20 protein-coding genes are annotated in these 26,497 nt (G+C 71.8%); 11 read left to right on the top strand and 9 right to left on the bottom strand.

Annotated features, from left to right (window positions below; genetic code table 11):
- The first annotated feature begins 3 nt into the window (after positions 1-3).
- From ACFWPI_RS06160 to ACFWPI_RS06135, 6 genes are all read left to right on the top strand, one after another.
- Positions 4-825 (top strand): hypothetical protein, encoded by an 822-nt coding sequence (locus tag ACFWPI_RS06160; RefSeq protein ID WP_380368492.1) that lies wholly within the window; start codon positions 4-6, stop codon positions 823-825.
- Complete coding sequence (pyk, locus tag ACFWPI_RS06155; RefSeq protein WP_063352258.1) at positions 819-1,910, top strand: pyruvate kinase; 1,092 nt, start codon at positions 819-821, stop codon at positions 1,908-1,910. Before ACFWPI_RS06160 ends, pyk begins: the two co-directional genes overlap by 7 nt.
- Positions 1,907-3,097, top strand: a complete 1,191-nt coding sequence (locus ACFWPI_RS06150) for a nucleotidyltransferase family protein (protein WP_380368489.1) — start codon at positions 1,907-1,909, stop codon at positions 3,095-3,097. Before pyk ends, ACFWPI_RS06150 begins: the two co-directional genes overlap by 4 nt.
- Before the next feature lie 175 nt (positions 3,098-3,272).
- Positions 3,273-4,946, top strand: coding sequence for an ABC transporter ATP-binding protein (locus tag ACFWPI_RS06145; protein WP_380368488.1), 1,674 nt, complete (start codon positions 3,273-3,275; stop codon positions 4,944-4,946).
- Positions 4,943-6,793: an ABC transporter ATP-binding protein gene (locus ACFWPI_RS06140; protein ID WP_380368486.1), complete on the top strand. Its 1,851-nt coding sequence runs from the start codon at positions 4,943-4,945 to the stop codon at positions 6,791-6,793. Before ACFWPI_RS06145 ends, ACFWPI_RS06140 begins: the two co-directional genes overlap by 4 nt.
- 177 nt (positions 6,794-6,970) lie before the next feature.
- Positions 6,971-8,668, top strand: coding sequence for an amino acid adenylation domain-containing protein (locus ACFWPI_RS06135; protein ID WP_380368484.1), 1,698 nt, complete (start codon positions 6,971-6,973; stop codon positions 8,666-8,668).
- Positions 8,669-8,718: 50 nt separating this feature from the next.
- Here ACFWPI_RS06135 and ACFWPI_RS06130 read toward each other — a convergent pair whose 3' ends face one another.
- Entirely contained in the window at positions 8,719-12,513 is a 3,795-nt protein-coding gene (locus ACFWPI_RS06130) for a cytochrome D1 domain-containing protein (RefSeq protein WP_380368483.1), read from the bottom strand.
- Between the two features lie 334 nt (positions 12,514-12,847).
- On the opposite strand from ACFWPI_RS06130, the gene ACFWPI_RS06125 reads away from it, so the two are divergent.
- From ACFWPI_RS06125 to ACFWPI_RS06115, 3 genes are all read left to right on the top strand, one after another.
- Positions 12,848-13,480 carry an RNA polymerase sigma factor gene (locus ACFWPI_RS06125; protein WP_380368481.1) on the top strand — a complete coding sequence of 211 codons (633 nt, stop codon included), beginning with the start codon at positions 12,848-12,850 and terminating at the stop codon, positions 13,478-13,480.
- Between the two features lie 5 nt (positions 13,481-13,485).
- Positions 13,486-14,547, top strand: a complete 1,062-nt coding sequence (locus ACFWPI_RS06120; protein WP_380368479.1) for a CU044_5270 family protein — start codon at positions 13,486-13,488, stop codon at positions 14,545-14,547.
- 167 nt (positions 14,548-14,714) lie between these two features.
- Entirely contained in the window at positions 14,715-15,545 is an 831-nt protein-coding gene (locus ACFWPI_RS06115) for an isocitrate lyase/phosphoenolpyruvate mutase family protein (protein WP_380368477.1), read from the top strand.
- 7 nt (positions 15,546-15,552) lie between these two features.
- Here the strand turns inward: ACFWPI_RS06115 and ACFWPI_RS06110 are convergent.
- Both ACFWPI_RS06110 and ACFWPI_RS06105 read right to left on the bottom strand, forming a co-directional pair.
- Positions 15,553-16,432, bottom strand: a protein-coding gene (locus tag ACFWPI_RS06110) for an IS5 family transposase (RefSeq protein WP_380368475.1) whose coding sequence is annotated in 2 segments (ribosomal slippage) — positions 15,553-16,399 and positions 16,398-16,432 — 882 coding nt in all. Because the reading frame shifts where the segments join, the coding sequence is not laid out codon by codon here.
- Between the two features lie 225 nt (positions 16,433-16,657).
- Entirely contained in the window at positions 16,658-17,380 is a 723-nt protein-coding gene (locus ACFWPI_RS06105; RefSeq protein WP_380368466.1) for a TetR/AcrR family transcriptional regulator, read from the bottom strand.
- A gap of 98 nt (positions 17,381-17,478) precedes the next feature.
- On the opposite strand from ACFWPI_RS06105, the gene ACFWPI_RS06100 reads away from it, so the two are divergent.
- Both ACFWPI_RS06100 and ACFWPI_RS06095 read left to right on the top strand, forming a co-directional pair.
- Entirely contained in the window at positions 17,479-19,074 is a 1,596-nt protein-coding gene (locus tag ACFWPI_RS06100) for an FAD-dependent monooxygenase (RefSeq protein ID WP_380368717.1), read from the top strand.
- 381 nt (positions 19,075-19,455) lie between these two features.
- Entirely contained in the window at positions 19,456-20,178 is a 723-nt protein-coding gene (locus tag ACFWPI_RS06095; RefSeq protein ID WP_063352252.1) for a GntR family transcriptional regulator, read from the top strand.
- A 90-nt stretch (positions 20,179-20,268) separates the two neighbouring features.
- On the opposite strand, the gene ACFWPI_RS06090 is transcribed toward ACFWPI_RS06095, so the two are convergent.
- The 6 genes from ACFWPI_RS06090 to ACFWPI_RS06065 all read right to left on the bottom strand — a co-directional run bounded on the left by ACFWPI_RS06090 (position 20,269) and on the right by ACFWPI_RS06065 (position 26,475).
- A complete protein-coding gene (locus tag ACFWPI_RS06090; protein ID WP_380368461.1) occupies positions 20,269-21,051 on the bottom strand; it encodes a MerR family transcriptional regulator in 783 nt (260 codons plus the stop codon).
- Positions 21,052-21,098: 47 nt separating this feature from the next.
- Positions 21,099-22,289 (bottom strand): serine hydrolase domain-containing protein, encoded by a 1,191-nt coding sequence (locus ACFWPI_RS06085; protein WP_380368458.1) that lies wholly within the window; start codon positions 22,287-22,289, stop codon positions 21,099-21,101.
- A gap of 194 nt (positions 22,290-22,483) precedes the next feature.
- A complete protein-coding gene (locus ACFWPI_RS06080) occupies positions 22,484-23,386 on the bottom strand; it encodes a phosphotransferase family protein (protein ID WP_380368455.1) in 903 nt (300 codons plus the stop codon).
- A 261-nt stretch (positions 23,387-23,647) separates the two neighbouring features.
- Positions 23,648-24,361: a TNT domain-containing protein gene (locus tag ACFWPI_RS06075; protein WP_380368452.1), complete on the bottom strand. Its 714-nt coding sequence runs from the start codon at positions 24,359-24,361 to the stop codon at positions 23,648-23,650.
- A gap of 581 nt (positions 24,362-24,942) precedes the next feature.
- Entirely contained in the window at positions 24,943-25,404 is a 462-nt protein-coding gene (locus ACFWPI_RS06070) for a hypothetical protein (protein ID WP_380368449.1), read from the bottom strand.
- Between the two features lie 339 nt (positions 25,405-25,743).
- On the bottom strand, positions 25,744-26,475 hold the full coding sequence (locus ACFWPI_RS06065; RefSeq protein WP_380368446.1) for an SDR family oxidoreductase: 732 nt from the start codon (positions 26,473-26,475) through the stop codon (positions 25,744-25,746).
- Between the last annotated feature and the right edge of the window lie 22 nt (positions 26,476-26,497).

Here is a 26,497-nt window from a genome sequence, read left to right as displayed (position 1 = left end):
CCGATGGGCTCGGGTACCGACATGATGGCCCTGCGCAGATCCGCGCTGAGTTCGCTGGCGGACCAACCGCCCGACCAACCGCCCGACCAGCCGCCGCTGGAGCGCCGGACGCCGTTCGCGGGATGGGAGATCGTCCTGGGCGAGGACCTCCCCGCTCCGGTCCACCCGGAGGCGGTCGGCGCGGAACTCGCGTCCGCGATCGTGGACCTGCTGTCCAGGAGCGGCGACCCGGCCGGTCCGGGGGCCGCCCTGGTGAGCGGTGTCCCGCGCCACTTCACGCTGGAACAGGCGCGGACCTATCACCAAGCGCTCTTCCGAGCGGTGTGGGAGGTGTTCCGGCGCCGAACCGCCCGCGGAGGCGAGGAGAGCGACTTCCGGATCAAGGTCGGTACCATCTCGGACGGTGCCATCCCGATCGAGCTCTACGGCACCAGCTGGAGCTTCAAGCGCTTCCACACCGACTGCGATGCGCTGCTCTTCTCGCACCTGTACGGTCCGGTCACCGGTTTCACCGGTGGTGAGCTGCAACTCATCGACATGCGTCCGTACCTGCGTCAGCGTTCGCTGCGCTTCGACGAGGTCTTCGAGTGGTCCGACGAACTCACCGACGGCCGCAAGCCCGTGCTGCGGGCCGACCACTGCGAGTCGGCGTTGGCCGAGTGCGGAACGACCGTCGGGGCGCTGGGGCCCGATCGGATCGTCTTCGTGAACAACCTGCCGACCGCCGGAGTCCTCCACGGGGTGACGCCGGTGGCGATGACGGATCCGGAGGGCTTCCACCGGGAGTACCACCGATGCAGCGTAAAGGACCTCCGACTGTGCTGAGCAGCTTTCCCGGGCGGCGGACCGCCATCATCGCGACACTCGGCCCGGTCAGCGGGACGCGGCCCTGCCTGGAGAACGTCCTGCGGGCCGGTGTGGACGTCGTCCGTCTGAGCATGGGCAACGGCACCCGCGAGCAGCATGCGGCCGCCGTGCGCGACATCCGCGAGGTGTCGGCCGACATCGGCCGGCGGGTCCTTCTGCTCGCCGACCTCCAGGGGAGGAAGAACCGGCTCGGGGCGCTCCCGGACGGCCAGGCGCAGTGGCAACCGGGCGAGGTCGTCACGCTGTGTGCCAAGCCGGTCGAGGCGGCGTCCCATCGCACCTGGACCACGCATCCGTGGCAGCCGGAGCGGCTCCGCCCTGGCGCCGAGGTGCTGATCGACGACGGTGCGATCGTCCTGGCCGTGACGGCGGCATCCGCGTCCGAGCTGCGGTGTACGGTCGTCCAGGGCGGTCCGGTGACGTCGGGCCGCGGCGTCACGATCCCGGGGGCGACCACCGTCCCCGCCGGGCTCTGCGAACGGGACGCCGACGACCTGGAGTTCGCCCGAGCACTCGGCGTCGACCTGGTGGCGCTCTCCTTCGCCGCCTCCGCCGACGACTACGCGGCGGTCCACGCGATCGCGCCCGACCAGCTGGTCATCGGCAAGGTCGAGCACCCCGACGCCCTGGCTTCGCTGCCGTCACTGGCCTCGGCCTTCGACGGTCTGATGGTGGCGCGCGGAGATCTGGCCGTCGAGATCCCGTTCGAGGACGTCCCGATGGCGCAGAAGCGGATCGTGGCGGAGTGCGCCGGCCGGGGCAGGCTCTCCGTGGTCGCCACCCAGCTCCTGCACTCGATGCGCCGGAGCACCCTGCCCACCCGGGCCGAGGTGTCGGACATCGCCAATGCGGTCATCGACGGGGCCGACGCGCTCATGGTGACCGGCGAGACCGGCTACGGCCTGCATCCGGTACGCGTGGTCGAGGTCCTGCACAGGGTCATCGTCCGAGCCGAGCGCTACCGGGACGAGATCAGCGAGGCATCCGACCGCGCCGTCGCGGGTGGTCGAACCAACCCGGACACGCACGGAGGAGAGCAGTGACCGACAGCTCGATCGACGACTCCCTGACGCATGGTTGCCTGGAAGACCTGTCCCCGGAGGCGAGGCTGCTGCTGGCGCTCGCCCGTCCGCGGCTGGAGCCGGCGCAGCAGCAACGGATCTTCCGCTTCCTGACGGCCAACGGCCAGGACCTCGACTGGGGGCTGCTGGTCGACCAGGCGTGCCGGCACGGGGTCCTGCCGCTCATCGGGCGCAATCTCCTGACGTACCGCCTGGTCCACTCCGCGGACGGGCGCAGCCTGGCTCCTTACCGCTGGATCTACGCGTACGCCTACGAGGGGAACCGGCGACGCAACCACGCGCTCGCCGACGAGTACGCCAAGGTGATCCGGGGCCTGAACGCCGGCGGTCTCGACTACGCGATCCGCAAGGGGCCGGTGCTCACCGAGGGCGTCTACGGCGATGTGGGACTGCGCCGGATGGGCGATCTCGACGTGCTGCTGAGCAGGGACTCGCTGCCGGAGTTCACCTCGGTCGTCGAAGGGCTGGGCTACCGGCAGGGTCATCTCTCGGGCAACGCCGAGCTGGTGGTGCCCTTCGACCGGCGGACGCAGATGGTGTGGAAGGTCAGCCTGGCCAATTCGACGCTTCCCTACCTCAAGCCGGCCCAACGTGACGACGTCGAGGTGTTCGTGCTGGATCCGTGCTTCAACGTGTTCCAGCTCGGTTCCGGGGCGGTGGTCGATCCCGCCGAGATCCTGGCCCGCGCGGTCGACGCCGTGCTCTTCGGCGAGGCGAGCCGCAGGCTCGATGCCGTGGACCAGTTCATCGACGTCTGCGTCCAACTGCACGTCGAGGCGACGACGCTGATGTACATCGAGATCGGCAAGGACCTGACGATCCTCAAGTTCCTCGATCTCGTCCAGTTGCTGAACCGGCTGTCCGGCGAACAGCTGGAAACCCTGGTGTCGCGGGTCCGGCGGTACGGCTGTGCGGACAGCATCCGCTACGCGCTGCACCACACCGGGCAGGTGTTCCCCGACGGGGTTCCGCCGGCGCTGACCGCGGAGCTCGGGCCGGCCGATCCGGATCTGCTGGAGACGTACGGCCTACTGGACGGCCGGCCCGACCGCTGGGAACAGGGCTTCGCGGATCGGTTGTTCAACCCCAGGAGGTCGCGGACGCCGAAGGCGCGAAGCACCGTGCCGGGCCCACGGGCCGTGGTGTGACGCGGCTCGGGAACGGGACGGTGCAAGGATGCCGATGACGACGCGCGCTGCGAGGCGACCACCACCGCCGGCCGAGACGCCGCCACCGGTGCCCGGCGGACGGGCCCGAGCCCGCTCGTTGGCCGCCCTCGTCCGGAACGGCTTGCGACCGTACCGACGCGAGCTCGTGTCCCTGATGGCCCTGCAGCTCGTGCAGACGGTCGCCCTGCTCTACCTGCCGAGGCTGAGCGCCGACATCATCGACGACGGCGCGCTCGGTGCCGACCCGGCCTTCGTCCTGCGGCGGGGAGGCCTCATGCTCGTCGTCTCCCTCCTCCAGGTCGGCTGCGCGTTGGGCGCCGTCGGGCTGGGCGCGCGGATCGCGATGGCGGTCGGCCGCGACATCAGGGCGGAGGTCTTCCAGCGGGTGCAGGGCTTCTCCTCCCGTGAGGTCGGCAACTTCGGTACGGCGTCGCTCATCACCCGTACCACCAACGACGTCCAGCAGGTCCAGAACCTGGTGTCGGCGGCACTGACCGGCCTCGTCGCCGCACCGATCACGGCCGTCGGCGGTGTCGTGCTCGCTCTCGGACAGGACGTGCCGATGGCCTCGGCCCTGTTCGCCGTGGTCCCGCTGCTCGGTCTGCCCGTGGCCCTGGTCGTGCGCCGACTGCGGCCGCACTTCGCCGGCATGCAGCGGGGGATGGACGTGGTGAACCGGGTCCTGCGGGAGCAGGTCACCGGTATCCGGGTGATCCGCGCGTTCGCGCGGGACGAGTTCGAGCGGCAGCGGTTCACCCGGGCCAACGCGGAGCTCACCCACCACTCGGTGCGGGCCGGCCTGTTGACGTCCTCGATGTTTCCACTGGCGGCGACGCTGGTGAACCTGTTCGGCGTGGTGCTGCTCTGGCTGGGGGCGTACCGGATCCGGGACGGCGGCCTCCAGGTCGGCGCGCTCACCGCCTTCCTCGGGTACTTGACGCTCATCCTGGTCGCCGTGATCACTGCCACCTTCACGCTCATGGCGGTACCACGGGCCGAGATCTGCGCCGCACGCATTGCCGAGGTCCTCACCACCGAGTCCAGTGTCCGGCCGGCCGGGCAGCCCCTCCACGCCCAGCCGCGGCCGGGGCACCTTGAGCTGCGCGGCGTCTCCTTCCGCTACGCGGGCGCCCAGGAGGCCGTTCTGCGCGACGTGGACCTCACCGCGGCGCCGGGCGAGACGACGGCCGTCGTGGGATCGACCGGCAGCGGGAAGAGCACACTGCTCGGGCTCGTGCCGCGACTCGCCGACGCGACGGCCGGTCAGGTGCGCGTGGGGGGCGAGGACGTACGGGACCTGGACCAGTCGGTGCTGCGTCGTTCGGTCGGTCTCGTACCGCAGAACGCCTCGCTGGTCTCCGGTTCGATCGCTTCGAATCTGCGCTTCGGACGGCCCGACGCCACGGACGAGGAGCTCTGGAACGCACTCGCGGTCGCGCAGGCGAAGGAGTTCGTCGAGGCGCTGGACGAGGGCCTCGACACACCGGTCGCGCAGGGCGGCACCAACTTCTCCGGTGGGCAGCGACAACGGCTCGCGATCGCCAGGGTGCTGGTGCACCGTCCGCAGATCTATCTGTTCGACGACGCGTTCTCGGCGCTCGACTCCACCACCGAGGCGCGGCTGCGCGCGGCCCTGGCCGTGGAGGCGGCCGGCGCCGCGGTCGTCGTGGTGGCACAGCGGGTGGCAACCGTGCGGCACGCGGACCGCATCGTCGTCCTGGATGCCGGGGCGGTGGTCGGTACCGGGACTCACGACGCGTTGCTGGCCTCGAATCCGGTGTACCGCGAGATCGTCGCATCCCAGCTGGACGAGGAGCGGACGACGTGAGCGTCGGACGGTCGAAGAGGGCCCGGACCGCGTCGGGTACGCCCACGGGCCCGCCGCGGGGCGAATTCCTGGCCACCGCGCGTCGGTTGCTGGAACTGGTGGGCCTTCAAAGGCCGTTCGTGCTGATGCTCGTCCTCGGGCTCGCGAGCATCACGCTGAACGTGGCCGGACCCCTGCTGTTGGGGCGCGCCACCGACCTGATCGTGGCGATGGCAACGGCGCCGCGGCCGTCGGGCTCCGGCCCGGGGCAGGGCGGCGGCCTCGCCCCCGTGGCCGTGGTCCTCTCGCTCGCACTCGGTGTGTACGGCCTCTCCGGGCTCTGCTGGGTACTGCAGGGCCGACAGGCGACCAAGGCCATCCAGCGTTCCGCCTACCGGCTCCGTTCGGACGCCGAGGCGAAGTTGGCCCGGCTTCCGCTCGCCTACTTCGACACGCATCGGCGCGGCGAGGTCCTCAGCCGGATCACGCACGACGTCGACAACATCGTCCAGACCCTGCAGCAGACCCTCAGCCAGCTGACCAATTCGGTGCTGTTGATCCTGGGCCTGGTGGTGGTGATGCTCCGGCTGTCCCCACTGCTCGCGGTGATCGCCCTCACGGTGGTGCCCGCGGCGATGACGGCCACCGCGCTGCTCGGCCGACGGGCGCAACCCCGCCTCACCGAGCAGTGGAACGCGATGGGCCGGTTGAACGCCCACGTCGAGGAGATGTACGCCAGCCACACCCTGGTCAAGGCGTTCGACCAGGGCGAGCGATCGGCGGCAGTCTTCCGGGAGCACAACGAGGCCGTGTTCAGATCCGCCTACCAGGCACAGCTGTTCAGCGGAAGCAGCCAGCCGGTGATGACCTTCGTCAACAACCTGGGCCATGTCGTGGTCGCCGTGGTCGGCTGCCTGCGGGTGATCTCCGGAACGATGTCGATCGGCGACGTCCAGGCGTTCATCCAGTACACGCGGCAGCTCAGCGGACCACTGACCCAGGTGACCAGTCTCGCCGGGGTGGTGCAGTCGGGCGTCGTCTCGGCCGGCCGGGTCTTCGAGCTGCTGGACGCCGTCGAGGAGACGCCGGACGCCGTCGAACGAGGGCATGTCGTGGGTCGGGGTCTGATCCGCTTCGAGTCGGTCGGCTTCAGGTACGAGCCGAAGAGCCCGCTGATCGAGGACTTCTCGCTGACGGTCGAGCCCGGGAGGACGATCGCCGTGGTCGGGCCCACGGGCGCCGGCAAGACGACCCTGGTCAACCTGCTGCTGCGCTTCTACGACGTCACCGGAGGGCGGATCACGCTCAACGGAGTCGACCTCAGGGAGCTGCAGCGCGCCACTCTGCGGCGTCACATCGGCGCGGTGCTCCAGGACACCTGGCTCTTCGAAGGATCGATCGCGGACAACATCGGGTACGGCCGGGAGGGCGCCACCCGGGAGCAGATAGAGCTGGCTGCCAGGTCCGCCCACGCGGACCACTTCATCCGCACGCTGCCGGACGGGTACGACACCGTACTCGACGGCGAGAACGCCGGGATCAGCGCGGGGGAAAGCCAGTTGATCACCATCGCCCGGGCGTTCCTGGCCGACCCGGCGATCCTGGTGCTCGACGAGGCCACGAGCGCGGTGGACACGCGGACCGAGCTGCTGGTCCGACGGGCCATGGCGCGGCTGAGCGAGGGGCGCACCTGCTTCGTGATCGCCCACCGACTGTCCACGGTGCGCGACGCGGACGCCATTCTCGTCCTGCAGAACGGCTCGATCGTGGAACAGGGACGGCACCCGGAGCTGCTCGCCGCCGGTGGCGCGTACGCCCGTCTGTACCGGGCGCAGTTCGCCCAGCCGGGCGCGGACCTTCCCCGGTAGGGCGGGTCCGGTGGATCGTGGCGGACCCGCAGAAATCCACCGGACGCGCAGAAATCCACCGGACCCGCAGGGATCCACCGGACGCGCCCTGGCCCTGGACCAAGGACATGACACGACAGCCGGTCGCCGGTCGCTCCCGGCCCGCGCCGCACCCGCGTTGAACGGAGGAGGACATCCATGGAGCACCCCGTCGACACCGGCGTCCCAGCATGCCGGTCTCGAAGCGCCGGACTGCACCGGCTGCCGATGCTCGCCGACGAGGCGCCGTCGGCGGTCCGCCGTGCTCTGAGGGGGACCGAGCGCGCGGGCCGGGGCGGGGAAACGGGGACCGTCTGGGCCCGCGTCAGTGAGCTGGCGGCCGAGGACGCGTGCCGCGTCGCCGTGGTGGCGGATTCGGAGGAGATCACCTACCACCACCTGTGCGTCCGGGTCCGTCAGATCCGTGCAGCCCTCCTCGGCGAAGGGTGCGGCTCCGCCGACCGGATCGCCGTCGCCGGCCCCCGGGGCGCGGACACCGTCGCCGTGTTCCTGGCCGTCGAGAGCCTGGGCGCGACGTACGTGCCGATCGATCCCGGGTGGCCCGAGGCCCGGCTGGCGGAGGTGCTGGAGAACGCCCGGCCCCGATGCCTGTTCCTGCTCGACGCCCTGTCGGGGGCGGCCGGGAGCCCGCTCCGCGCGGCGGCGGCCGAGGCCTCCATCGCGGTGCTGACGCCACCGGGGTCCACAGCCGAGGCGCCATTGTTCGCGCCGTCGTTCGCGCTGTCGACCGAACCGCCGGACGACGAGGCGCGCTATGTCATCCACACCTCCGGAACCACCGGCCGGCCGAAGGGCGCGGTGGTGGAGCAGCTCGGGATGATGAACCACCTCCGGTCGATGGTCGGCGCGCTGCGGCTGACAGCATCGGACCGGGTCGCCTTCACCGCGCCGCCGGTCCACGTCATCTCCGTCTGGCAGATGCTCGCCGTCCTGCTCGTGGGCGGGTCCGTCGTGGTGGTTCCCGAGGCGGACCTCCGGTTCGCCCGCCGCCTCGTGGGCTACGCCGAGAGCCGGGGGATCACCGTGATGGAGCTGGTCCCCACCGTGGTCGGCTGGATCGTGCGAGACGCGCAGGCGGCCCGCCGCTCCGGCCCGGCCCTGCCCGACCTGCGATGCCTCGTCTCGACGGGTGAGCGGCTCGACCCCGGGCTGGCGGCGGCGGTCCTACGAGCGCTTCCGCAGACCGACCTCCTCAACGCCTACGGGGCGAGCGAGTGCTCCGACGACGTCGCGCTCCACCACGTGAGGCCGGCGGACCTGGCCCTGCCGCAGCTTCCGGCCGGTGGCCCCCTACCCGGCATAGCCCTCTATCTGCTGGTCAGGGAAGACGGTGGATGGAGGGCGGCAGAGCCCGGCGAAGCAGGAGAGCTGTGGGTGGGCGGGTGCGCTGTGGGGGCGGGCTACGTCAACGACCCGGAGCTCACCGGTGCATCGTTCTTCGTCGACGAGTTCGACCCCCGCTCACCCACCGGCAGGCTCTACCGCACGGGGGACACGGCCTACTTCGCCGATGGGCTGGTCCACTGCACCGGGCGCGCCGACCGGCAGGTCAAGCTCGCCGGCGTCCGCGTCGAGCTGGACGAGGTGGAGGCCGCCGTCTCCGGAATACCCGGTGTGACGGAGTGCGCGGTGGTCGCAGAGGGCGCCGGAGGCGAGGCACGGCTCGTCGCCTACTACGCGGCGGAGCCGGGGACGCTTCAGGACGACCTGTTCGCATCGCTGCGGTCGAGCCTGCCGAATCCGATGCTCCCTCGGCGCTGGGTGCGGCTGCCGGGCCTCCCCCGGAACGGGAACGGCAAGGTCGACTACCGCTCGCTCCACCAGCCGTCCGGGTAGCGGGGGCGCAAGCGTGCGGCCACCAGGTCGTGATACCGCCGTGAGTCCGCTCACCGGCAGGCCTCGCCCGTGGTGGTGCCGGAGAGGGATCCGGGCCAGTGGTTGGTCCGGCTCAGGTCGCAGATGCGGTCGGCGGTCCGGTCGGCGTCCGTGGGCCACAGCCGTGCTCCGTCGCCGGCGGCGGTGAGGAGCGTGCTCTGGTCGGGGCTGAAGGCGGCCGTGTGCACGGCTCTGGTGTGACCGACGAGCAGTGCCTTGACCTGCTGTGATGCCACGTCCCACAGGCACACCGTGCCGCTGGCGTCCGTGCTGGCCAGCGTGCGGCCGTCGGAGCTGAAGGTGACGGAGAAGACGGTGTTGATGTGGCCGGTGAGGGCGGCGACCGCCCGGCGCTGCGCCACGTCCCACAGGCGCACGGTGGCGTCGGAGCTGCCGGTGGCCAGGGTGCGGCCGTCGGGGGAGTAGGCCAGGGACGCGATGGCGTTGGTGTTCTCGGACAGTACGGCGAGGGTGCGGTGCGTGGCCACGTCCCACAGGCGCACCGTCCCGTCGTATCCGGCGGTGGCCAGCGTGCGGCCGTCGGGGGCGAAGACGGCCTTGGAGACCAGGCTGGTGTGCCCCTGGAGGACCGCTGTCGTCTGGTGGGTCGCCACGTCCCACAGGCGGACGGTCGTGTCGAGGCTGCTGGTGGCCAGGGTGCGGCCGTCGGGGGAGAAGGCGACGCCCGACACCTGGTCGGTGTGGCCTTCGAGCGTGGCCACCGGGCGGCCTGACGCGGCGTCCCACAGCCGCGCCGTGCGGTCGGAGCTCGCGGTGGCCAGCAGGAGGCCGTCCGGGGAGAACGCCAGGTGCATGATGTCCTGGCTGTGCGCCGGGAAGGTCACGAGGGGGCGGGGCGGGGTGGTGGTCCACAAGGTGACGGAGCCGTCGGTGTGGCCGATGGCGAGTGTCCGGCCGTCGGGGGCGTAGGCGGCGACGGTCGCGACGGCCTCCAGGTCGTTCGTCGCGCTGAAGGTGGCGGCGATCCGGCGGGTCTTGAGGTCCCACGTGTGGACGATGTGATCGGTGGCGGTGGTGGCCAGCTCGTTGCCGTCGGGGGAGAGCGCCAGCGCGGGGGCGGACGTGTTGGTCTCGTGGAGGGTGGCGGTCAGCCGGCGCTCGGCCACGTCCCACAGGGCGACCGTGTTGTCCTGGCCGATCGTGGTCAGGGTGCGGCCGTCGGCGGTGAACGCGGCCTGGCTCACCTCCTGGGTGTGCCCGTTGAGGATGGTCGTGGTGTCGTGCGATGCCAGGTCCCACAGCCGTACGGTGCGGTCGGCGCCGGCGCTGGCCAGGGTGCGGCCGTCGGGGCTGAAGGCGACCGTGCCGACGGTGCCGGTGTGGCCGGTCAGGGTGGCGAGCAGGCGGTGGGTGGTGGTGTCCCACAGTTTCACGGTGTGGTCGGCGCTGCCGGTGGCCAGGGTGCGGCCGTCGGGCGCGTACGCCACCGCTCGTACGGCACCGGTGTGACCGGTGAGCGTGGTGAGGGCGCGCTGGGACGCCACGTCCCACAGCCGGGCGGTCTGGTCGTACCCGGCGGTGGCCAGGGTGCGGCCGTCGGGCGAGAACGCCGCCGAGGAGACGACGCCGGTGTGGCCGGTGAGGATGCCCGTCGTGCGGCCGGAGGCGACGTCCCACAGCCGTACGGTGCGGTCGGTGCCGGCGCTGGCCAGGGTGCGGCCGTCGGGGCTGAAGGCGACCGTGTTGACGATGCCGGTGTGGCCGGTCAGGGTGGCGAGCAGGCGGTGGGTGGTGGTGTCCCACAGTTTCACGGTGTGGTCGGCGCTGCCGGTGGCCAGGGTCCGGCCGTCGGGCGCGTACGCCACCGCCGTCACGGCGCCGGTGTGACCGGTGAACTGGTTGGAGGAGTACGCGGCGTAGGCGCTCAGCAGGCTGCTGCGGGCCTCGGTGCTGTGGGCCGCCCGGTAGCCCTCCAACGCGACCAGCGCCGCGGCCTCGGGCTGCGTTTCGAGGAGTTGCCTGGACTGGGCGGCCCGTTCGCGGGAGACCGCGATGCGGCGCTGCGCGTCGGACTGCGCCCCCTGGACGAACGCGGTCACCGCCAGCACCAGGGAGAGCACGGTCAGGACGGCCAGCGCCACGACCGTCCGGCGCCGGCGGCGGCCACGCTGGTCGTCCGCCGCGGTGCTGGCGTCCAGGAAGGCGGACTCCAGCCGATTGAGCGCCGCGCCGCCGGTACGGGACCAGCCCCGGGCGGTGGCGAGCTGCGCTCCCCGGTACAACGCGCCCGGGTCGCGGCGGAGTTCGTGCCAGGTCAGGGCGGCCTGGGTGAGCCGGCGGTGCGTCCGCAGGGCCTCGCGATCGACGTCGAGCCAGTGGCGCAGCCGCGGCCAGGCGCGGATGACCGCTTCGTGGGCGACGTCGACGGTGCCGTCGGCCAGGACGATCAGGCGGGCGGCGGCGAGCCGGTGCAGGAGGTCGTCGACGGTCGCGGCGTCGGCGAGGCCGTCGAGTTCCTCCCGGGCCAGGCGGCGGCGGGTGTCCTCGGTGCCCTCGCCCGGGGCGGTGAGCCGGAGGAACAGCAGCCGCATGGCCTCCTGGTGGCCCGGCGGGAGACCGGCGTACATGGCCTCGGCGGTCTGGGTGATGGCTCCCCGCATGCCGCCGGTGGCCCGGTAGTCGGCCAGCCGCAGGACGGCCCCGCGGCGCCTGGTCCAGGTCTCGCGCATCGCGTGGGCCACCAGCGGCAAGGCGCCGGGCTGGCCGGTGGCCTCCGCGAGGACGGCCTCCAGCAGGTCGGGGTCCACCACGACGCCCGCTCGGGCCGCGGGTTCGACGACGATGTCCCGCAGCTCGGCCCGGGTGGGTGCGCCGACCGGCAGCTGGGCGCCGGAGCGGAGGGCGGCGGCCAAGGCGGGGTGGGCGAGGCAGCGGTCGTAGAAGTCGGCGCGCACGCTGATGACGACCCGTACCCGGGCCTCGGCTGCGCCGGCGGCCCCGTCGCCAGTTGTGCGCTCGCCGGCCGTCCAGGCCAGGCAGGCCAGGGCCGCCTCCCGCTCCCCGGCGTCCGCGCAGGTGGTGAAGAGCTCCTCGAACTGGTCGACGACGAGGACGACGCGCCGGTCGGCGGGCTGCGTGACCAGCCAGGTGTCCAGCGCGATCCCCAGGGCCGCGGGCTCGTCGGCCAGCGCGCGGGACAGCGCCTCCGCGTCACCGCCCGTCAGCGCGCAGACCGCCAGGGCCAGCGCCCGCAGCGGGCGGTCGCCGGGAACCAGCGGCGCGGTGTGCCAGGCCTCGTCGAGCCGGGGAAGCAGCCCCGCCCGCAGCAGCGAGGACTTGCCGCTGCCGGAGGCGCCGACGACTGCCGTCAGCCGGTGCTCACCCACGTGCCGGACCAGGTGGCTCACCAGTTCCGACCGGCCGAAGAAGATGTCGGCGTCCCCCGTGCCGAACGCGGCCAGTCCCAGGTACGGGCTGAGAGCGGGGCCGCCCCCGTCCGCACGGTCCGTACCGCCGTCCTGCGCCGTGGCGGACGGCCCTTGGACGGCCCGGGACGCCGCCTGCCAGCGGGCCTCCCACTCCGCCTGCTCCCCGCCGCACACCCGCGCGTAGGCGAGCACCACGGCCAGCGACGGCAGGCGCTCACCCTTCGCCGCCTCCGCCAGCGTGCTGGCGGAGTAGTGCGACTCCTTCGCCAGCACGCGGTAGCTCGGTGCGCCCGACCGGTCCCGCAACTGGCGCAGCTCCCAGGCGAGCCGCTCCACCGGACCGGCCTGCGGATCCACGAACCGCTCCGGTCTGCCCAGCCGGGCCTTGCGCCGTGTCCCGTTCGGCCGCGTGTCCACGTTCACCACCCCTGGCAGGCCTCTCCCGCCCCCTCACATCGTTGTCCGACTTGAATGTCCTGCCCAGAGGGCTCTTTCGGACAATGCGCCGCCGCTGCAGAGTTCTCGGCATCGGGGGGTTCGCCGGAACACCTCGTGGCGTTCGGGGGACGGCCCGGTGGGCAGCCGCTCGCTACCGGGCCGAGCGCCTCAGGTGCCGCCGCGCAGGTGCCGCCGCTCAAGTCGGCACCTGCGCGGAGGACCCGTCGTCAGCGCGAAAGGCACCCGCCGGTCGCCGGCACACCTGTGACGCAGCTCACTGGAACTGCTTCGTGGTGGCAGGACAACCAGAGGTGTGGACTATTCGCTGCACGAACGGATCAGAGCCGGGGACCCGGACGCCTTCCGGCAGTTGTTCCAGGAGCACTCGCGCGCGGTTCTGGCACACGCGGTCCGGGTGAGCGGGGATCGCGCCGGTGCCGAGGACGTCATGGCGGTGGTCTTCCTGGAGGCCTGGCGCCTGCGGGACAAGCTCCGCGACGAAGGGGTCACTCCGCGCCCGTGGTTGATGGGCATCACCGTCAACGTGCTGCGCAACCGGGCCAGAGCCGCCCGTCGGCACGCGGCCGCCCTCGCCCGCATGCCGCTCGCCGAACCCGCCCCGGACTTCGCCGACGAGCTGGTCGGTCGGATCGCCGACCGCGATCAGCTGCTGGCCGCCAAGACGGCGTTGGAGAAACTGCGTCGTGGGGAGCGCGAGGTGTTCTCGCTGTGCGTGTGGGCGGACCTCAGCTACCCCGAGGCCGCCGAGGCCCTCGGCATCCCGGTCGGCACCGTGCGCTCCAGGCTCTCCAGGGCCCGGACCCGGCTGCGTGCCCTGGCCGACAAGGAACTGCGGCAGGCCTCGAAAACTCGCCGGGAACCCCTGCGGGCAGCCGGACAAGTACAGGGTGGCCGGATGGTTCCGGCCCGGTCGAACAAGGAGTGAAGCAGATGACCAGCATCCCGCAGCGGCGGCAGCCGCTCGATGACACGGAGCTGAGGCACCTGCTGCCGGCGGCCGGAGCACCTGCCGTCCCGCTCGGCCGGCAGCGCCAGATCGAGGAGTTCCTGATGAACGAGATCACCCGTACCACCGAAGCCGCAGTGCCGGTCCGCCCCGAGGCCAGGAAGCGTCGGCGGCTGCTGATCGCCGTACCCACCACGGTGGCGGCCCTCGCCCTCGCCGCCACCGTGGCGGCCACCACGCTCGGCAGCCCGGGAGCAACCCCCGCGGGCAGTGAGCGCATCGCCGCGCCCGTCATCCAGGTCTCGGCGGGCGACACCGCAGGCCTGGCCGGCGCGGTGGAGCGGATCTCGCTGGCCGCCAAGGCCGCGCCGGACGTCGTCCTGCGCCCGGGGCAGTACGTCTACATCGAGAGCACCGTCTCCCACCTCGCGGGCTCCGTCGACCTCAGCAGCGGCACGTCGAAGGTGTGGGTCGAGAAGCCCCACCAGCGGCAGATCTGGCACTCGGCCGACGGCCGCACGGGCTGGCTCACCGAAGAGGGCAAGTCCCCGGAAGGCGGCGCGGCACTCTCGGCGGACAGCGGCAACCACCTGAACGCACCCTCCTACGACTACCTGCGCACCCTGCCCACCGACCCGCAGGAACTGCTGCAGAAGATCTACACCGAGACCAAGGGAAGCGGCAGCGGGCCGGACCAGCAGGCGTTCGTCACCATCGGCGACCTGATCCGCGAGCAGGCCGTCCCCGGCGAGCTCGCCGCTGCGCTCTACCAGGCTGCGGCCCGCATCCCCGGTGTCGTCCTCGTCGACAGCGCCACCGACGCCGCCGGGCGCACCGGCATCGCGATCGCCCGTACCAACACCGCCACCGGTTCCCGCGACGAGATCATCTTCGACCGCAGCTCCTACACCTTCCTGGGCGAGCGCAGCGTCCAGGTCACCGAGGTCTCCGGGGTCAAGCCCGGCACCGTCATCGCGAACACCGCCGTCCTCAAGCGCGCCGCCGCCGACGCCCCCGGCCGCCAGCCGGGCAACGCCCAGGCCTGACCGCACCCGCGCGTCGCTCCGCCCGTCGTTCCGGCCCTCGTTCTCGGGCCGGGGCGGCGGGCGGAGCCGTGTGAACGGAGTCGGACAGAGAGCTCTAGGCCCTGTCCGGCGGATCATGGCGTCGACGGGGTGTGGGCCTTGATCGTCCATCTGGCTCTCGTGATGCAATGTTGCTTATGGCAACGCTTCTTGATGTGGCACAGAGGTTCCGTTCCCTGCATGTACCTGGCACGCCGCTGGTCCTGCCCAATGCGTGGGACGGTGCTTCCGCTTGTGTGGTGGCGGACGCAGGTGCTGTTGCGATCGCGACCACCAGTGCCGGGGTCGCCTGGTCACTCGGCCGCGGCGACGGCGATCACATGACCCGCGACCAGGCGCTCGGCGCGATCGCCCGGATCACGGCCGCTGTTGACGTACCGGTCACCGCCGACATCGAACGCGGCTATGCGACCGGCCCTGACGGCGTGGCCGAGACTGTCCGAGGCGTCCTCGCGGCCGGAGCCGTGGGGATCAACCTCGAGGACACCCTGCGCCCCGTCGACGAGCAGGCTGAGCGGATCGCAGCCGCCCGCAGGGCCGCGGACGAGACCGGCATCCCGCTGTTCATCAACGCCCGCATCGACACGCACCGCCTGCCGCCAGGTGACCACACGGCCTGGCTGGACGAGACGCTCACCCGCGCCCGCGCCTACGCGGCAGCCGGCGCGGACGGCATCTTCGTCCTCGGCACGCCGGACGCCGAGACGGTCAGGGCGCTCGTGGGCTCTCAACCCCTGCCGGTGAACGTCCTGGCCGGCCCCGGCGCACTCCCGGTCTCCGAGCTCGCCGAGGCGGGAGCCGCCCGCATCAGTGCTGGATCCTCCATCGCCGAGGCGGCGTACGGGCTGGTCCGCCGGGCTGCCCGCGAACTGCTGGAGAATGGCACGACGACCACACTGGAGGGCGGATTCGACTACGCCACCCTCAACGCGCTGCTCCTGGCCGAGCCCGCGCACTGAGACGCGGTCAGGGGCGCAGCCACAGCCTGATCGCCGCTACGGTGACGGTTCCGTGGAAGACGTAGGCCCGCTTGTCATGGCGCGTCGCCACGGCCCGGAAGCTCTTGAGGCGGTTGATCGTGCGCTCGACTTCGTTGCGGCGCTTGTACATCTGCTTGTCGAAGCCCGTGGGTCGGCCTCCTCTACTGCCGCGGCGCCGGCGGTTGGCCCGCTGGTCCTTCGGTTCGGGGATGGTGTGCTTGATCTGGCGTCTGCGCAGGTAGCGGCGGTTACGGCGGGAGCTGTAGGCCTTGTCGCCACCGAGGTGGTCGGGCCGTGTGCGCGGATGGCCACCGCCGGTGCGCTTGACCCGGATGCGCTCCAGCACGGGGATCAGCTGCGGGCTGTCGCCCCACTGGCCCGGTGTGATCAGCAGGGCCAGTGGGCGAAGGCCGCCCTCCCCGGCAAGGCGGAGCTTGCAGGTCAAACCGCCTCTGGAGCGTCCGAGTCCTTCGTCGGGACGGTGCTGCCGGGGCGTCGATCTTCGCTTGGGGAGCCGTGGCGGCCTGCGCGGTGCTCCGGCAGCGTGCTGGTGGGCACGACACGAGGTGGAGTCCACGCCGACCATGCTCCAGTCGATTCGCCCCTGAGCGTCGGCGTCGGTCAGGACGGCCTGGTAGAGGGCTTCCCACGTGCCGTCCGCTGACCAACGGCGGTGGCGCTCGTAGACGGTTTTCCAGTTCCCGAACCGCGAGGGCAGGTCCCGCCACGGGACGCCTGTGCGTATTCGGAAAAGGATCCCGTTGATCACCTTCCGGTGATCGATCCAGCGCCCTCCGCGGCAACCGGACTTCGGCAGCTGCGGCCCCAACCGCCCACTCCTCGCTTGCCAGATCGCCCCGCCCCACAAGCAATAATCATCCAAGAACGAGGCCGTCACGTGATCCGCCGGAAAGGGCCTAGGGCGTGTCTTCAAACTCCCGTCGTCCGCCCGGAGGGCGGGCGTGGCGGCGTTGGGGTGCGTGCATCGCAAGGCGGAGGAGGGAGTCCATGCGGAGCATCGGCGACTGACGACAACGCGGCGAGGTGCGTGCCCCAACGCCGGCGCGCAGGCGGGAGTTTGAAGACGCGCCCTAGCGGCGGGCGAGGCCGTCGATCATCAGGGAGACGGTGAAGTCGAAGCGGTCGTGGCCCGTGCCGGCGGTGATTTCGGCGGCGTGGCGGGTGGTGTGGGGGAAGGCCGCGGCGGGCAGGGCGGTGAGGCGGCGCAGTAGTTCGTCGCGGTCGAGGACCCACGCGTCGTCGTCGTGTGCCGCTCGCTGGCGCACGATCGAGACTTCGAGGCAGTAGGCGGCCACGTACAGCAGGAGCGCGTCGACGGCCCAGGCGGCGGCCTGTGGGGCGACGCCGCCGGCGAGCAGGATCGCCAGCATCCCTTCGCTGACGCGCATGGTTTCGAGGTCGGTGGGGGCCATGGCGAGCGCGGCGCGGGAGATCCCGGGGTAGTCCAGGTACTGGTCGCGGATCTGGGTGCAGACGCCGCGGATCTGGTCCCGCCAGGCCGTGGGGTCGGGCTCGGGCAGGGCGAGCGCGGCGCACAGCCGTCCGATGAGCAGCTCGTCGAGGTCGGCCTTGTTGACGACGTGGGCGTAGAGCGAGGCGGGTCCGGTGTCGAGGGCGCCGGCGAGGCGGCGCATGGTCAGTGCCTCGTAGCCCTCGGTGGCGATGACGTCCAGCGCGGTGTCGATGACCTGGTCCACGGTGATGGGGGCCTTGCGGCGCCGCGGCCTGGGGTCGGTCTCGGCGTCGGGGTTCGGCGGCTGGTGGCGTGCCGCGCGTCGCTCTCTCGGGTTCACCGGACCATCATAGCTTGACACGAACGCCGTTCGTTTATAGAACACTGTTCGTGACTACGAATGTGAACCAGGATTCGAACCAGGCCGTGAGCCGGGACGTGCAGCGGGACGTGGACGTGGACGTGACCGTCGTCGGCGCCGGGCCGGTGGGCCTCGTGCTCGCCGCCGAGCTGGCGCTCTCCGGGGCGACGGTGCAGGTGCTCGAACGGCTCGCCGAGCCGGACCGGTCGATGAAGGCGGGGGCGGTCAACGTCCCGACGGCCGAGGCGCTCGACCGCCGCGGCCTGCTGCCGGCCGCCGAACAGGTGCAGCGGGAGCAGCTCGAACGGGTCGGGTCGTTCGCCCGCGCGGTCGACCAGCCGCCCGGCGGCGGCCGGCCGCCGCGCGCACCCCGCTTCACCGGGCACTTCGCCGGGATGGTCCTCGACGCCGACCTCGTGGACTGGTCCGACGCCGACCTCGCCGCGCACACCGCCGTCGACGGAGCGCGGATGGTGCCGCAGCGCGAGCTGGAGGCACTGCTGGCCGGCCAGGCCGCGCGCCTGGGCGTGGCGGTGCGTCGCGGGGTGGAGGTCACCGCGCTCGAAGACACCGGCGACGGCGTGCTCGTCACCACCACCGCCGGCACGGTGCGCACCGGATGGCTGGTCGGGTGCGACGGCGGGCGCAGCACCGTGCGCCGCCTCGCGGGCATCGGCTTCCCCGGCACCGACCCCGAACTCACCGGACACCTGGCGGTCGTCGACATCGCCGACCCCACGGTGCTCGCGGACGGATGGGCGTGGTCGACCCGGGGCGCCTACCGCTACGGGCCGCAGCCCGGGCGGGTGGTCACCGTGGAGTTCGACGGCGGCCCCGCCGACCGCTCCGCGCCGGTCACCCTTGAGGAGGTGCAGAGCAGCCTGCGCCGGGTCTCGGGCACCGACGTCACCCTCACCGCGCTGCGCGGCCCCGCGACCCACTGGAGCGACAACGCCCGCCAGGCCGCGGCCTACCGCTCGGGGCGGGTGCTCCTGGCCGGCGACGCCGCGCACGTGCACTCGCCGTTCGGCGGCCAGGGGCTCAACCTCGGGGTCGGCGACGCGATGAACCTCGGCTGGAAGCTCGGCGCCGTGGTCGCCGGGTGGGCGCCCGAAGGGCTGCTCGACACCTACGACGCCGAGCGCCGCCCCCTCGGCGCCTGGGTGCTGGACTGGACGCGGGCCCAGATCGGGGTGATGCGCGGTGACGCCAAGTCGGCCGCGCTCCGGGAGGTCGTCGCCGACCTGCTGGGCACCGGGGCGGGCGCGACCCACGCGGTCAAGAAGATCTCCGGGGTGACGCAGCGCATCGACCTGCCCGGCGACCACCCGCTGGTCGGGCGGTACGTCCCCGACCTGTGGCTGGGGGACGGCTCCCGGCTGGTCGACCACGGCCACGGCGGCGGGTTCCTGCTGCTCGACCGCACGGCGGACGGCGCGTTCACCCGCCTCGCCTCGGACTGGACCGGGCGGGTGACCGTTGTGACCGCTGTGGCCGACGACAGCGCGACACCGACCGGAGTCCTCGTCCGCCCGGACGGAGTGGTCGCCTGGGCCTGCGACACCACCAGCACCGCCACCGGGGCCGCCGCCGACGCCGCCGCCCTCGAAGCCGCCCTGCACCGCTGGGCGGGCGCCCCGTCCCCCTCGCCGGGGCCCGAGCCGGTGCGCTGAACTTCGAGCCCTCCGACCGCCCCCGGAATCGGGACGGCTGCACGGACGCCCGATGCCCCGGTTGGCGCGTCGGCGGCGATCGGGCCGAACTCGGCCGCGAAAGGAGCCCGATGAAGCAACGCCCGAGAGCGCCGACGAGGACACTGTGAACCGCCGGACCCCCCGCCCTGAAGACGGTCCGGGAGATCTGGAAACGCTCGATGCCTGAGTCCGTAAGGTCCTTGACGCGCGAGACCTCTTGCGAACCGCCACTGCGAACTCCCTAGAGCACTCAACCTGTGTCCTAGGTCAGAAGGTAGAGCGAGGAGAAGTGCTGTCGGCTTCAACGTCGGTTCACTAGTGTGCTCCTGAGTGACTATCACCTCGACCGAGGAGTAGCGCATGGCCGGCTCCAAGACGTTCACCGCGATCGCCGATCACTACCGGCAGGCGATACTCACCGGCGAACTCGTTCCAGGCGAGAAACTCCCGACCAACAGGGAGATGTGCCAGCGGTGGAACGTCGCAGCGGCAACCGTCAGCAGGGCCTTGAACCAGCTGATGGTGGAAGGGCTCATCAGGACGAGTCCGCGTGGCACGTTCGTCGCGGACGAGGTGACGTCGACCGCGACGGGACGGGACCGGCTGACCACGGTCCAGCGGCTCAGGTCCAGCCTGATGGAGGGCGAAACCAGCCGGGTCACGGCCGCCGAGCTGGTGGTGCCCCCGTTGTACGTGCAGGACATCTTCAACCTTGATCCCGGCGATCAGCTGGTCAGGCGCGAGTACATCGCGGGCCGGGGCCGGAGCCGGACCATGCTGGCGGTCGTCTGGTACCCGGCGCACTTCGCAGCGCTGGTGCCGGATCTGCTCTCGACGGCGCCCGGCAAGAACGCGGGTCTCACTGCGAAAGTGCTCGACGCTTCCGGCCGGACGATCACGCATGCCCGGGATGACATGCATGCCCGGGAGTGCGATGCCCGAGAGGCATCGGCCCTGGGTCTTCGCGTGGGGTCCCCGGTCCTGGGCGGGGTGCATCGCTGGTCGGACGACGAGGGCGTGATCGAGTTCGGCCTCTGGGTCGTCCCGACCCGGGTCACGGTCGGCTACGAGTACGGCGCCTGAGCCCCCGACACCTGCGCCACCGACAAACGCACAAGCCGCCCCGGCCCCGTAGGCCGGGGCGGCTTCCTCGAATGATCGGTCCCGTCTCGGTCAGGGGGAGTCCGGCCTGGGGATGCGGACGTTGGCGGAGCGGAGCCTGGTCTCGACCAGTGCGACCAGCCGGGCCTCGGCCGATCCCTGTTCTTCGCCGTGGTGGGCGATCAGCTGGTACCGGGTCGCGGCTTCGGTGCGGGCTTGGAGGCCGGTCACGATCTTCAGCTGGGCGGGGTTGGCGAGGAAGTGGTCGGCCGCGGCGGTCGCGAGTTCGGCGATGCGCGGGTCGTCCGGCTCCCAGGTCGCGGCTTCGGCGCCGCGCTTGAGCAGGGCGACGAACCGGCTGTCCAGCAGGGCGTGTTCGACATGGGTGAGGTAGTCGTCGAAGCCTTCCGGGACCAGGGCCCTGGCCAGCACCCAGCCCTCCCTGGTGGCCGCCGCCTCGTCCGGGGTGAAGCCGAGGCCGGCCATCCGCTCCAGCAGTGCCACGGCGCGGTCGGGCAGCAGCGCCCGGTCGCCGTCGGCGAGCCGGTGCAGCGTGTCGCGCCGCGCGGTCAACTCCTCGATCCGCTCGGTGAGTTGACGTTCGACGTCGGCGAGCTTGGCGGTGAACAGCGCGGCGTCGGCGTCGAGCAGGGGCCCGGTCTCGGCCAGCGGCACCCCGGCGGCGGCCAGCGTCCGGATCTGCACCAGCCGCAACAGGTCGGCCGATCCGTACCGCCGGTATCCGGAGCTGTCGCGTTCCGGCTCCTCGGCCAGGCCGAGCTTGTGGTAGTGCCGCACCGTCTTCACCGTGATGCCGACGAATGCCGCCGCCTGCCCGATCGTGACTCCGTTCATCCGCCAATCCTGCCTCGTACGCGAACTCGGCGGCTACGCACACCACATCAGTCCGTCGGCCGGGACGGATCGGCCGGCCCGCCGCAGAACACCTCGTCGACGAGCCTGTGCATCGCCTGCTGGAACGCCCCGCCGATGGACAGGGCGGCGTCGTCCACGCAGTTCAGCGCGGCGGTCAGGGTCCTGCTGCCGTCGGGCGTGCTGTACATCAGCGCCGCGTGGCCCACGGCGGCGCCGTTGTGGGAGACGACGGTGGCGCCGCCGTCCGTCGTCACCACGAACACGCCCAGGCCGTAGTCCATGTTCGGGATGCCCGTCGGGTGCGGGGTGCACATCTCCGCCAGCAGCGGGGCCGGCAGGAGCCTGCCGCCCAGCAGTGCGGAGATGAACGTGTGGAGGTCCCGGGTGGTGGAGATCATGTCGCCGCCGCTGGAGATCCAGGAGGGGTTCTGGCGGGTGATGTCGATCGTCCTCTGCTCGCCGGCGTCCTCGTACCGGTAGTAGGCGTGGGCGTGCGGCTCGGGGATCTCGGGCGAGGCGCCCGGCAGCACGGTGCCCGACAGCCCGAGCGGCTCCAGGATCAGCCGCTGCATCTCCTCGGCGAGCGGGCGGCCGGTGACCTTCTCGATCAGCAGTCGGGCCAGCACGTAGTTGGTGTTGGAGTAGCTCCAGCCCGCCCCCGGCTCGAACCGGGCCGGCCTGGACAGCGCCAGCCGTACCAGCTCCTGCGGCCGGTAGGTCTTGAACCGGTTGTCCATCCACTCCCTGCCCGTGGTGCCGTAGGGGATGGGGATGCCCGGCGCGACCGTCCCGTCGGCGTAGACCTCGCCGGTGTGGTTGAACACCCCGCTGGTGTGCTGCAGCAGCATCCGCACCGTGATCCGCCCGTCCAGCCCGAACTCGGGCAGGTAGTGCGCCGCCGGGGTGTCCAGCCCGACCTTGCCCTCGGCCACCAGTTGCAGCACCAGGGTCGCGGTGAAGGTCTTGGTATTGCTGCCGATCCGGACGTGCCCGTCCGTCGGCGGCTTCGCGGCCCCGCCCAGTTCGGCCGCCCCGGCGCTGCCGACCCACGCGCCCCGCTCGTCGTGCACGCGCAGCGACACCCCGGTGAAACCGGAGTCGACGATCTCCTCGATCGCCTTCTGCAGCTCCGGGCGGTCCTGCCCGGGGGCGCCGAGAGCGACGGTCCGCAGGGTGCTCTCGTCCTGGTCGGAAGGGCCGGAAAGGGGGAGTGACATGGTGGTGTGCTCCTTCGCATCGGTGACGCCCGGTCGGCGTCGTGCCGTTGCGAGGAGCTTGAGCCCTGACCCAAGGTCAACCTCAACGGTGATCTGGCTCACAGGTGAGCGGGGGGCTCGGTCGTCCGTGTCGCCGCCCGTGTCGCCGTCCGGCGCGCCTTGCGCCGCATACCGGGCACAGGTGCGGGCCACTGTCAGACGAGCAGCGCCTCGAACTCCGGAAGTCGGCCGAACAGGTCGGGGAGGCCGCGCAAGCCGTTGCGCACGGACTCGTGCGACAGCGCGAGGTCAGGGCCGGTGCTCGCCTCGACACCGGCGAGGCACCGGAGGATGTTCCACCTCGTGTGCCCCAGCCAGCCGCCGATCATGAACACGAACCAGCTCGGACCTGACGGCGGCAGCGCTCCGCCCCCCGCGACATAGCCGTCGAGGACCGAGCGGAAGACGGCGGGCTCGATGTGGTCGAAGCCAGGCCCCTTCGCGAGGCTCAGCGCGGTCGAGCCGAGCTCACCGGACAGGTCGAGCATTCCCGAGAGCTCCCAGTCGAGCACCACCGGCCGACCCTCCCGAGCGAGCAGGTTCCACGGGTGGATGTCCTTGTGGGTCAGCACGACGGGGCCCGGCCGTTCGCAGGTGTCGACGAAGTGGGCGATCGCGAGGAACGCCTCGACGCGAGAGGCGAGTTCGTCGGCCCACGGTTGTCCGGTCGCCGCCGCCCGCGCGGCGAGCTCGGGCCAGTCCCGTGACGTCGGCTCCTCGATCGGCACATGGGTCCACGCGACGTCGAGCGCGTGGATGCGCGCGAGGATCTCACCGATCTCGAACGCGTACGCCGCCGACACCGGTGCTTCCGGCACCTTCTCTCCCTCGACCCATCGGTGCACGAGCGTGTGCTGGCCGGCCGAGATCGGCTCCGGTATCGGGATGCCGGCGGCGAAGGCCGCCCGCTCAAACCTGAACACGTCCTCGACGCGATAGGTCCAGCGGCGGTCGACGAGGTTCAACTCCTTCACCGCGAACGACCCTTGGTCGGTGTCGAGCCGGTACATCCGGTTGGCGAACCCGCCGTGGACACGGATCATCGGCCCGATCGGCACGCCGAGATGCGAAAGGTTCACCCACGCATGCTAGGGGCCGGCAGTCATCGATGCACCGGACTTTCCCGCGCCATGGTGCGGAGGTGCTGCGGAGGGTGCTCAACCCGCACGTCGAGCGGGAGTGCCGAAGGCCGGACCGTCCCGGTGTCGCCGCAGGTCACAGACCTGTGCCGACTGCTGCGCCGGCCCCGCCGGGCGCGTTGCCGGGCGGGGCGGGTGTCGGTTGCCGACTGTGCGCAGCGCGGTCTGCCCGGGTGGGGGTCAGACGGCGTCGTTGTCCGCCAGACAGAAGTTCTTGTCGGCGACGTGTTCGGTCAGGTACCCGGCGGTGATGAGGGCGGCGACGTCGTACGTGCCCGGGATGTCGCCCGGCTTCAGGGCCGGGTCGAGCCACTGCTGGAGTCCGTTGCCCGGCTGGGAGAACGCGCCCGCGATGTGCCCCTGCTGGACCTGGAACGGCTTCTGCACCTCGAAGCAGTGGTAGTTGTCCTCGCCTCCGTTGAGGGAGTCCGGCGGAAGGGCGCGCTGGGGGAACGGCGTGCCGCCGGGGGCGAGGAACGAGCCGTAGGCGCTGTTCCCGAAGCGGTCCAGCTTCTGGTGCTCCGTCATGCTCTGTACGGCCATGTCGAGGGTGCCGTTGTTGTCGGTGAAGCCGTTGTTGTCCGGGTACTTCCACCCCCTCCAGTCCCGGTACCAGTCCAGGAAGCGTACCGGCGTCACTCCGCCCAGCCGGTCGTAGCCCGCCAGCAGCTTGGTCACCACGGAGTCCGTCGGCAGGGTGACCGGGCCGAGTTCCTTCCGGGTGCAGAGGTAGTCCTCGGCGCCGGCGTCGCGGACCTTGGGGACGCCCGCGCACTCCGTGATCGGCACCCCTCGGGAGGCGGAGGACTGGGCGGCGGCGGTGCCGGTGGCGGCCAACCCCGTCAGGGGTAGGGCGAGCGCCAGGGAGAGGGCGGCGAGAGCGGGGGTGCGCATGGGTGGGCGACTCCGTTCGGGGGGCGGGGCGGGACGGGGAGGGCTGCGGCCATCGGCTCGTACGGCGGACCGTGTGCCCGCTGGACCCGCGCACAGTTACGCACGGCGATTTGCCTTCGTGCACGCACAAGGCTTCCGGCGCCGCTGGTGCCCACCCGTTCGGCCGATCTCGGTGTCGGCTGTCGCGCTTCGGCGCGGAGGGCCCGGTCGGGGAAGTGCGGCCGTGCCGTCAGGGTGTCGGCCGTCCTGCGGGGCCGTGGTGCGGTGGGGTGTGCGGACGACCCCTCAATACCTGGAGGAATCATGCGCTTTCGAAACGTGGCGGCTGCCGCGCTCGCGGGGCTGGTCCTGGCCCTCGCCGTACCTGCGGCCGGCCACGCGGCCGGCGGTGTCCGGCAGGTTGCGGGGCCCGGCGCTCGACCGGCAGGTGGGCGGAGTGTTCAGCGCGGACAGCCGAGAATTCCTGCTCGGTGGAGCGCGTCACGGCGTCGGACGGGCCCGGAAACCGAGGCGGTGCGGGGCCACGCCAAGGGCAACGGCGAGTGCCTGCCCTTGGCGTGGAGAGGAAGTGAGGAGGTGTGTCAGCTGGTCGACTCGGTGGCCGGCCAGTTCTCGGTGATGTCGAAGGCGTACTCAAGCTCCCCGAGCGTCGTGCCGTTGTCGTCCACGAAGGTTGACTTGGCGGTGTAGTTGCCGCGGGACAGCCGCCCGCTCGGAGCCTCCTCCCAGCCGTGCCGGGGAAGGCGCACCGTGTGCTCCTTGTCCTGCGGGCCGAATGAGCCGAGCATCTGCTGGTCCTTGGAGACCTTGAGACCCTTGCGGAAGACTGCGGAGACGTACTTGAGGCCGGACACGATGTCACCGCTCACCGTGAAGCTGTAACTGAGCCTGTAGTGGGCACCTTCGGCGAGGACGAACGGAGTCTTCTTCAGATCGGCGAGCACCTGCGGGTCGTCAAGGCGCCACGTGGTGGAGGGTCGGCCCTCTATGTCCAGGGTCAGCGTGCGCAGGGTGGCGCGAGTTACGGTCTCGTTCTCAGGCATTCCGTCTCCATCGTGTGTGTCGCGGGGCAGAACCGGGCCGCCGAACTCGGCGGTCCGGAACGAAGGGAAGCACAACCGGTGGTGGATCCGGAGTCGAAGTCGCGGAACCTGACAGAACCTCAACTTGATGATCTAGGATGTCGCCACCTCGCCCCGGGAAGCCCCGGCTGAGCCGCTCTTCGCCGGTCGCGACGCCCGGCATGGCAGCCTTCTGTCAACCGGTTCGCCTTCGCAGTGACCAGGCGCTCGGGACAGGACAAGACCATGCGGGTGTGGTGACCTTGCGATGCGGATCCCCGGGCGCCGGAGTGGCGGCCGGGGCGGCGGTCGTTGTGCGCATCACCAGGGCACTACGCCGGCGTCCTCGAAGAACTGGCCGGTCGGGCCGTCGTCGGGCAGGGTCGCGAGTTTGATGGCGATCGCCGCGCCCTGTTCGGGGGTGCGCACGCCGTGGAAGCCGTTGAGGTCGGTCGCGACGTAGCCGGGGCAGCCGGCGTTGATCAGGATGTTCGTGCCGCTCAGCTCCCGGGCGTACTGGAGGGTGACGGCGTTCAGGAACGTCTTCGACGGCGCGTACGCCACGGCCACCGGACCCGCCGTCTGCTCGGCAGCGGCTCCTGACTGCCGGGTGAGGGAGCCGACGCTGCTGGACATGTTCACGATCCGCGGCGAGGTGGAGCGGCGCAGCAGCGGCATCATCGCGTTGGTGACGCGGATGACGCCGATCACGTTGGTCTCCACGACCGTCCGGATGGTGGCGGGGTCGACCCGGGTGGGCTCCTGCGGCATGCCGCCGGCGATGCCGGCGTTGTTGACGAGCACGTCGAGGCGCCCGGCCCGTTCCTCGATCAGCCGGGCGGCGGCGGTCGCGCTCGCGTCGTCGGTCACGTCCAGCGGGACGCCGAACGCGTCGACGCCGGCCGCGCGCAGCCTCTCCACCGCGGCCTCACGGCGCTGGTCGTCGCGGGCGCCGACGCCGACGCTCCAGCCGAGGGCGCCCAGGCCCGCGGCGATCTCGTAGCCGATTCCCTTGTTCGCGCCGGTGACCAGCGCAGTCGTTCGTTCGCTCATGGGGCCATGCTGCCCGCGGCCC

It is taken from the genome of Kitasatospora sp. NPDC058492 (assembly GCF_042720685.1).
In the GTDB taxonomy this organism is placed as follows: Bacteria; Actinomycetota; Actinomycetes; order Streptomycetales; family Streptomycetaceae; genus Kitasatospora.
Note: the sequence above shows the minus strand (reverse complement) of the source record. Positions and strands in the feature narration are given on the sequence as shown.

Bases quoted from the DNA above. Each gene is read 5' to 3' on its own strand.
- ACFWPI_RS06095 (WP_063352252.1), top strand. From the start codon at position 19,456: ATGGCCGGCTCCAAGACGTTCACCGCGATCGCCGATCACTACCGGCAG.
- ACFWPI_RS06160 (WP_380368492.1), top strand. From the start codon at position 4: ATGGGCTCGGGTACCGACATGATGGCCCTGCGCAGATCCGCGCTGAGT.
- ACFWPI_RS06075 (WP_380368452.1), bottom strand. From the start codon at position 24,361: ATGCGCACCCCCGCTCTCGCCGCCCTCTCCCTGGCGCTCGCCCTACCC.
- ACFWPI_RS06090 (WP_380368461.1), bottom strand. From the start codon at position 21,051: ATGAACGGAGTCACGATCGGGCAGGCGGCGGCATTCGTCGGCATCACG.
- ACFWPI_RS06135 (WP_380368484.1), top strand. From the start codon at position 6,971: ATGGAGCACCCCGTCGACACCGGCGTCCCAGCATGCCGGTCTCGAAGC.
- ACFWPI_RS06065 (WP_380368446.1), bottom strand. From the start codon at position 26,475: ATGAGCGAACGAACGACTGCGCTGGTCACCGGCGCGAACAAGGGAATC.
- ACFWPI_RS06115 (WP_380368477.1), top strand. From the start codon at position 14,715: ATGTTGCTTATGGCAACGCTTCTTGATGTGGCACAGAGGTTCCGTTCC.
- ACFWPI_RS06085 (WP_380368458.1), bottom strand. From the start codon at position 22,289: ATGTCACTCCCCCTTTCCGGCCCTTCCGACCAGGACGAGAGCACCCTG.
- ACFWPI_RS06120 (WP_380368479.1), top strand. From the start codon at position 13,486: ATGACCAGCATCCCGCAGCGGCGGCAGCCGCTCGATGACACGGAGCTG.
- ACFWPI_RS06070 (WP_380368449.1), bottom strand. From the start codon at position 25,404: ATGCCTGAGAACGAGACCGTAACTCGCGCCACCCTGCGCACGCTGACC.
- ACFWPI_RS06145 (WP_380368488.1), top strand. From the start codon at position 3,273: ATGGCCCTGCAGCTCGTGCAGACGGTCGCCCTGCTCTACCTGCCGAGG.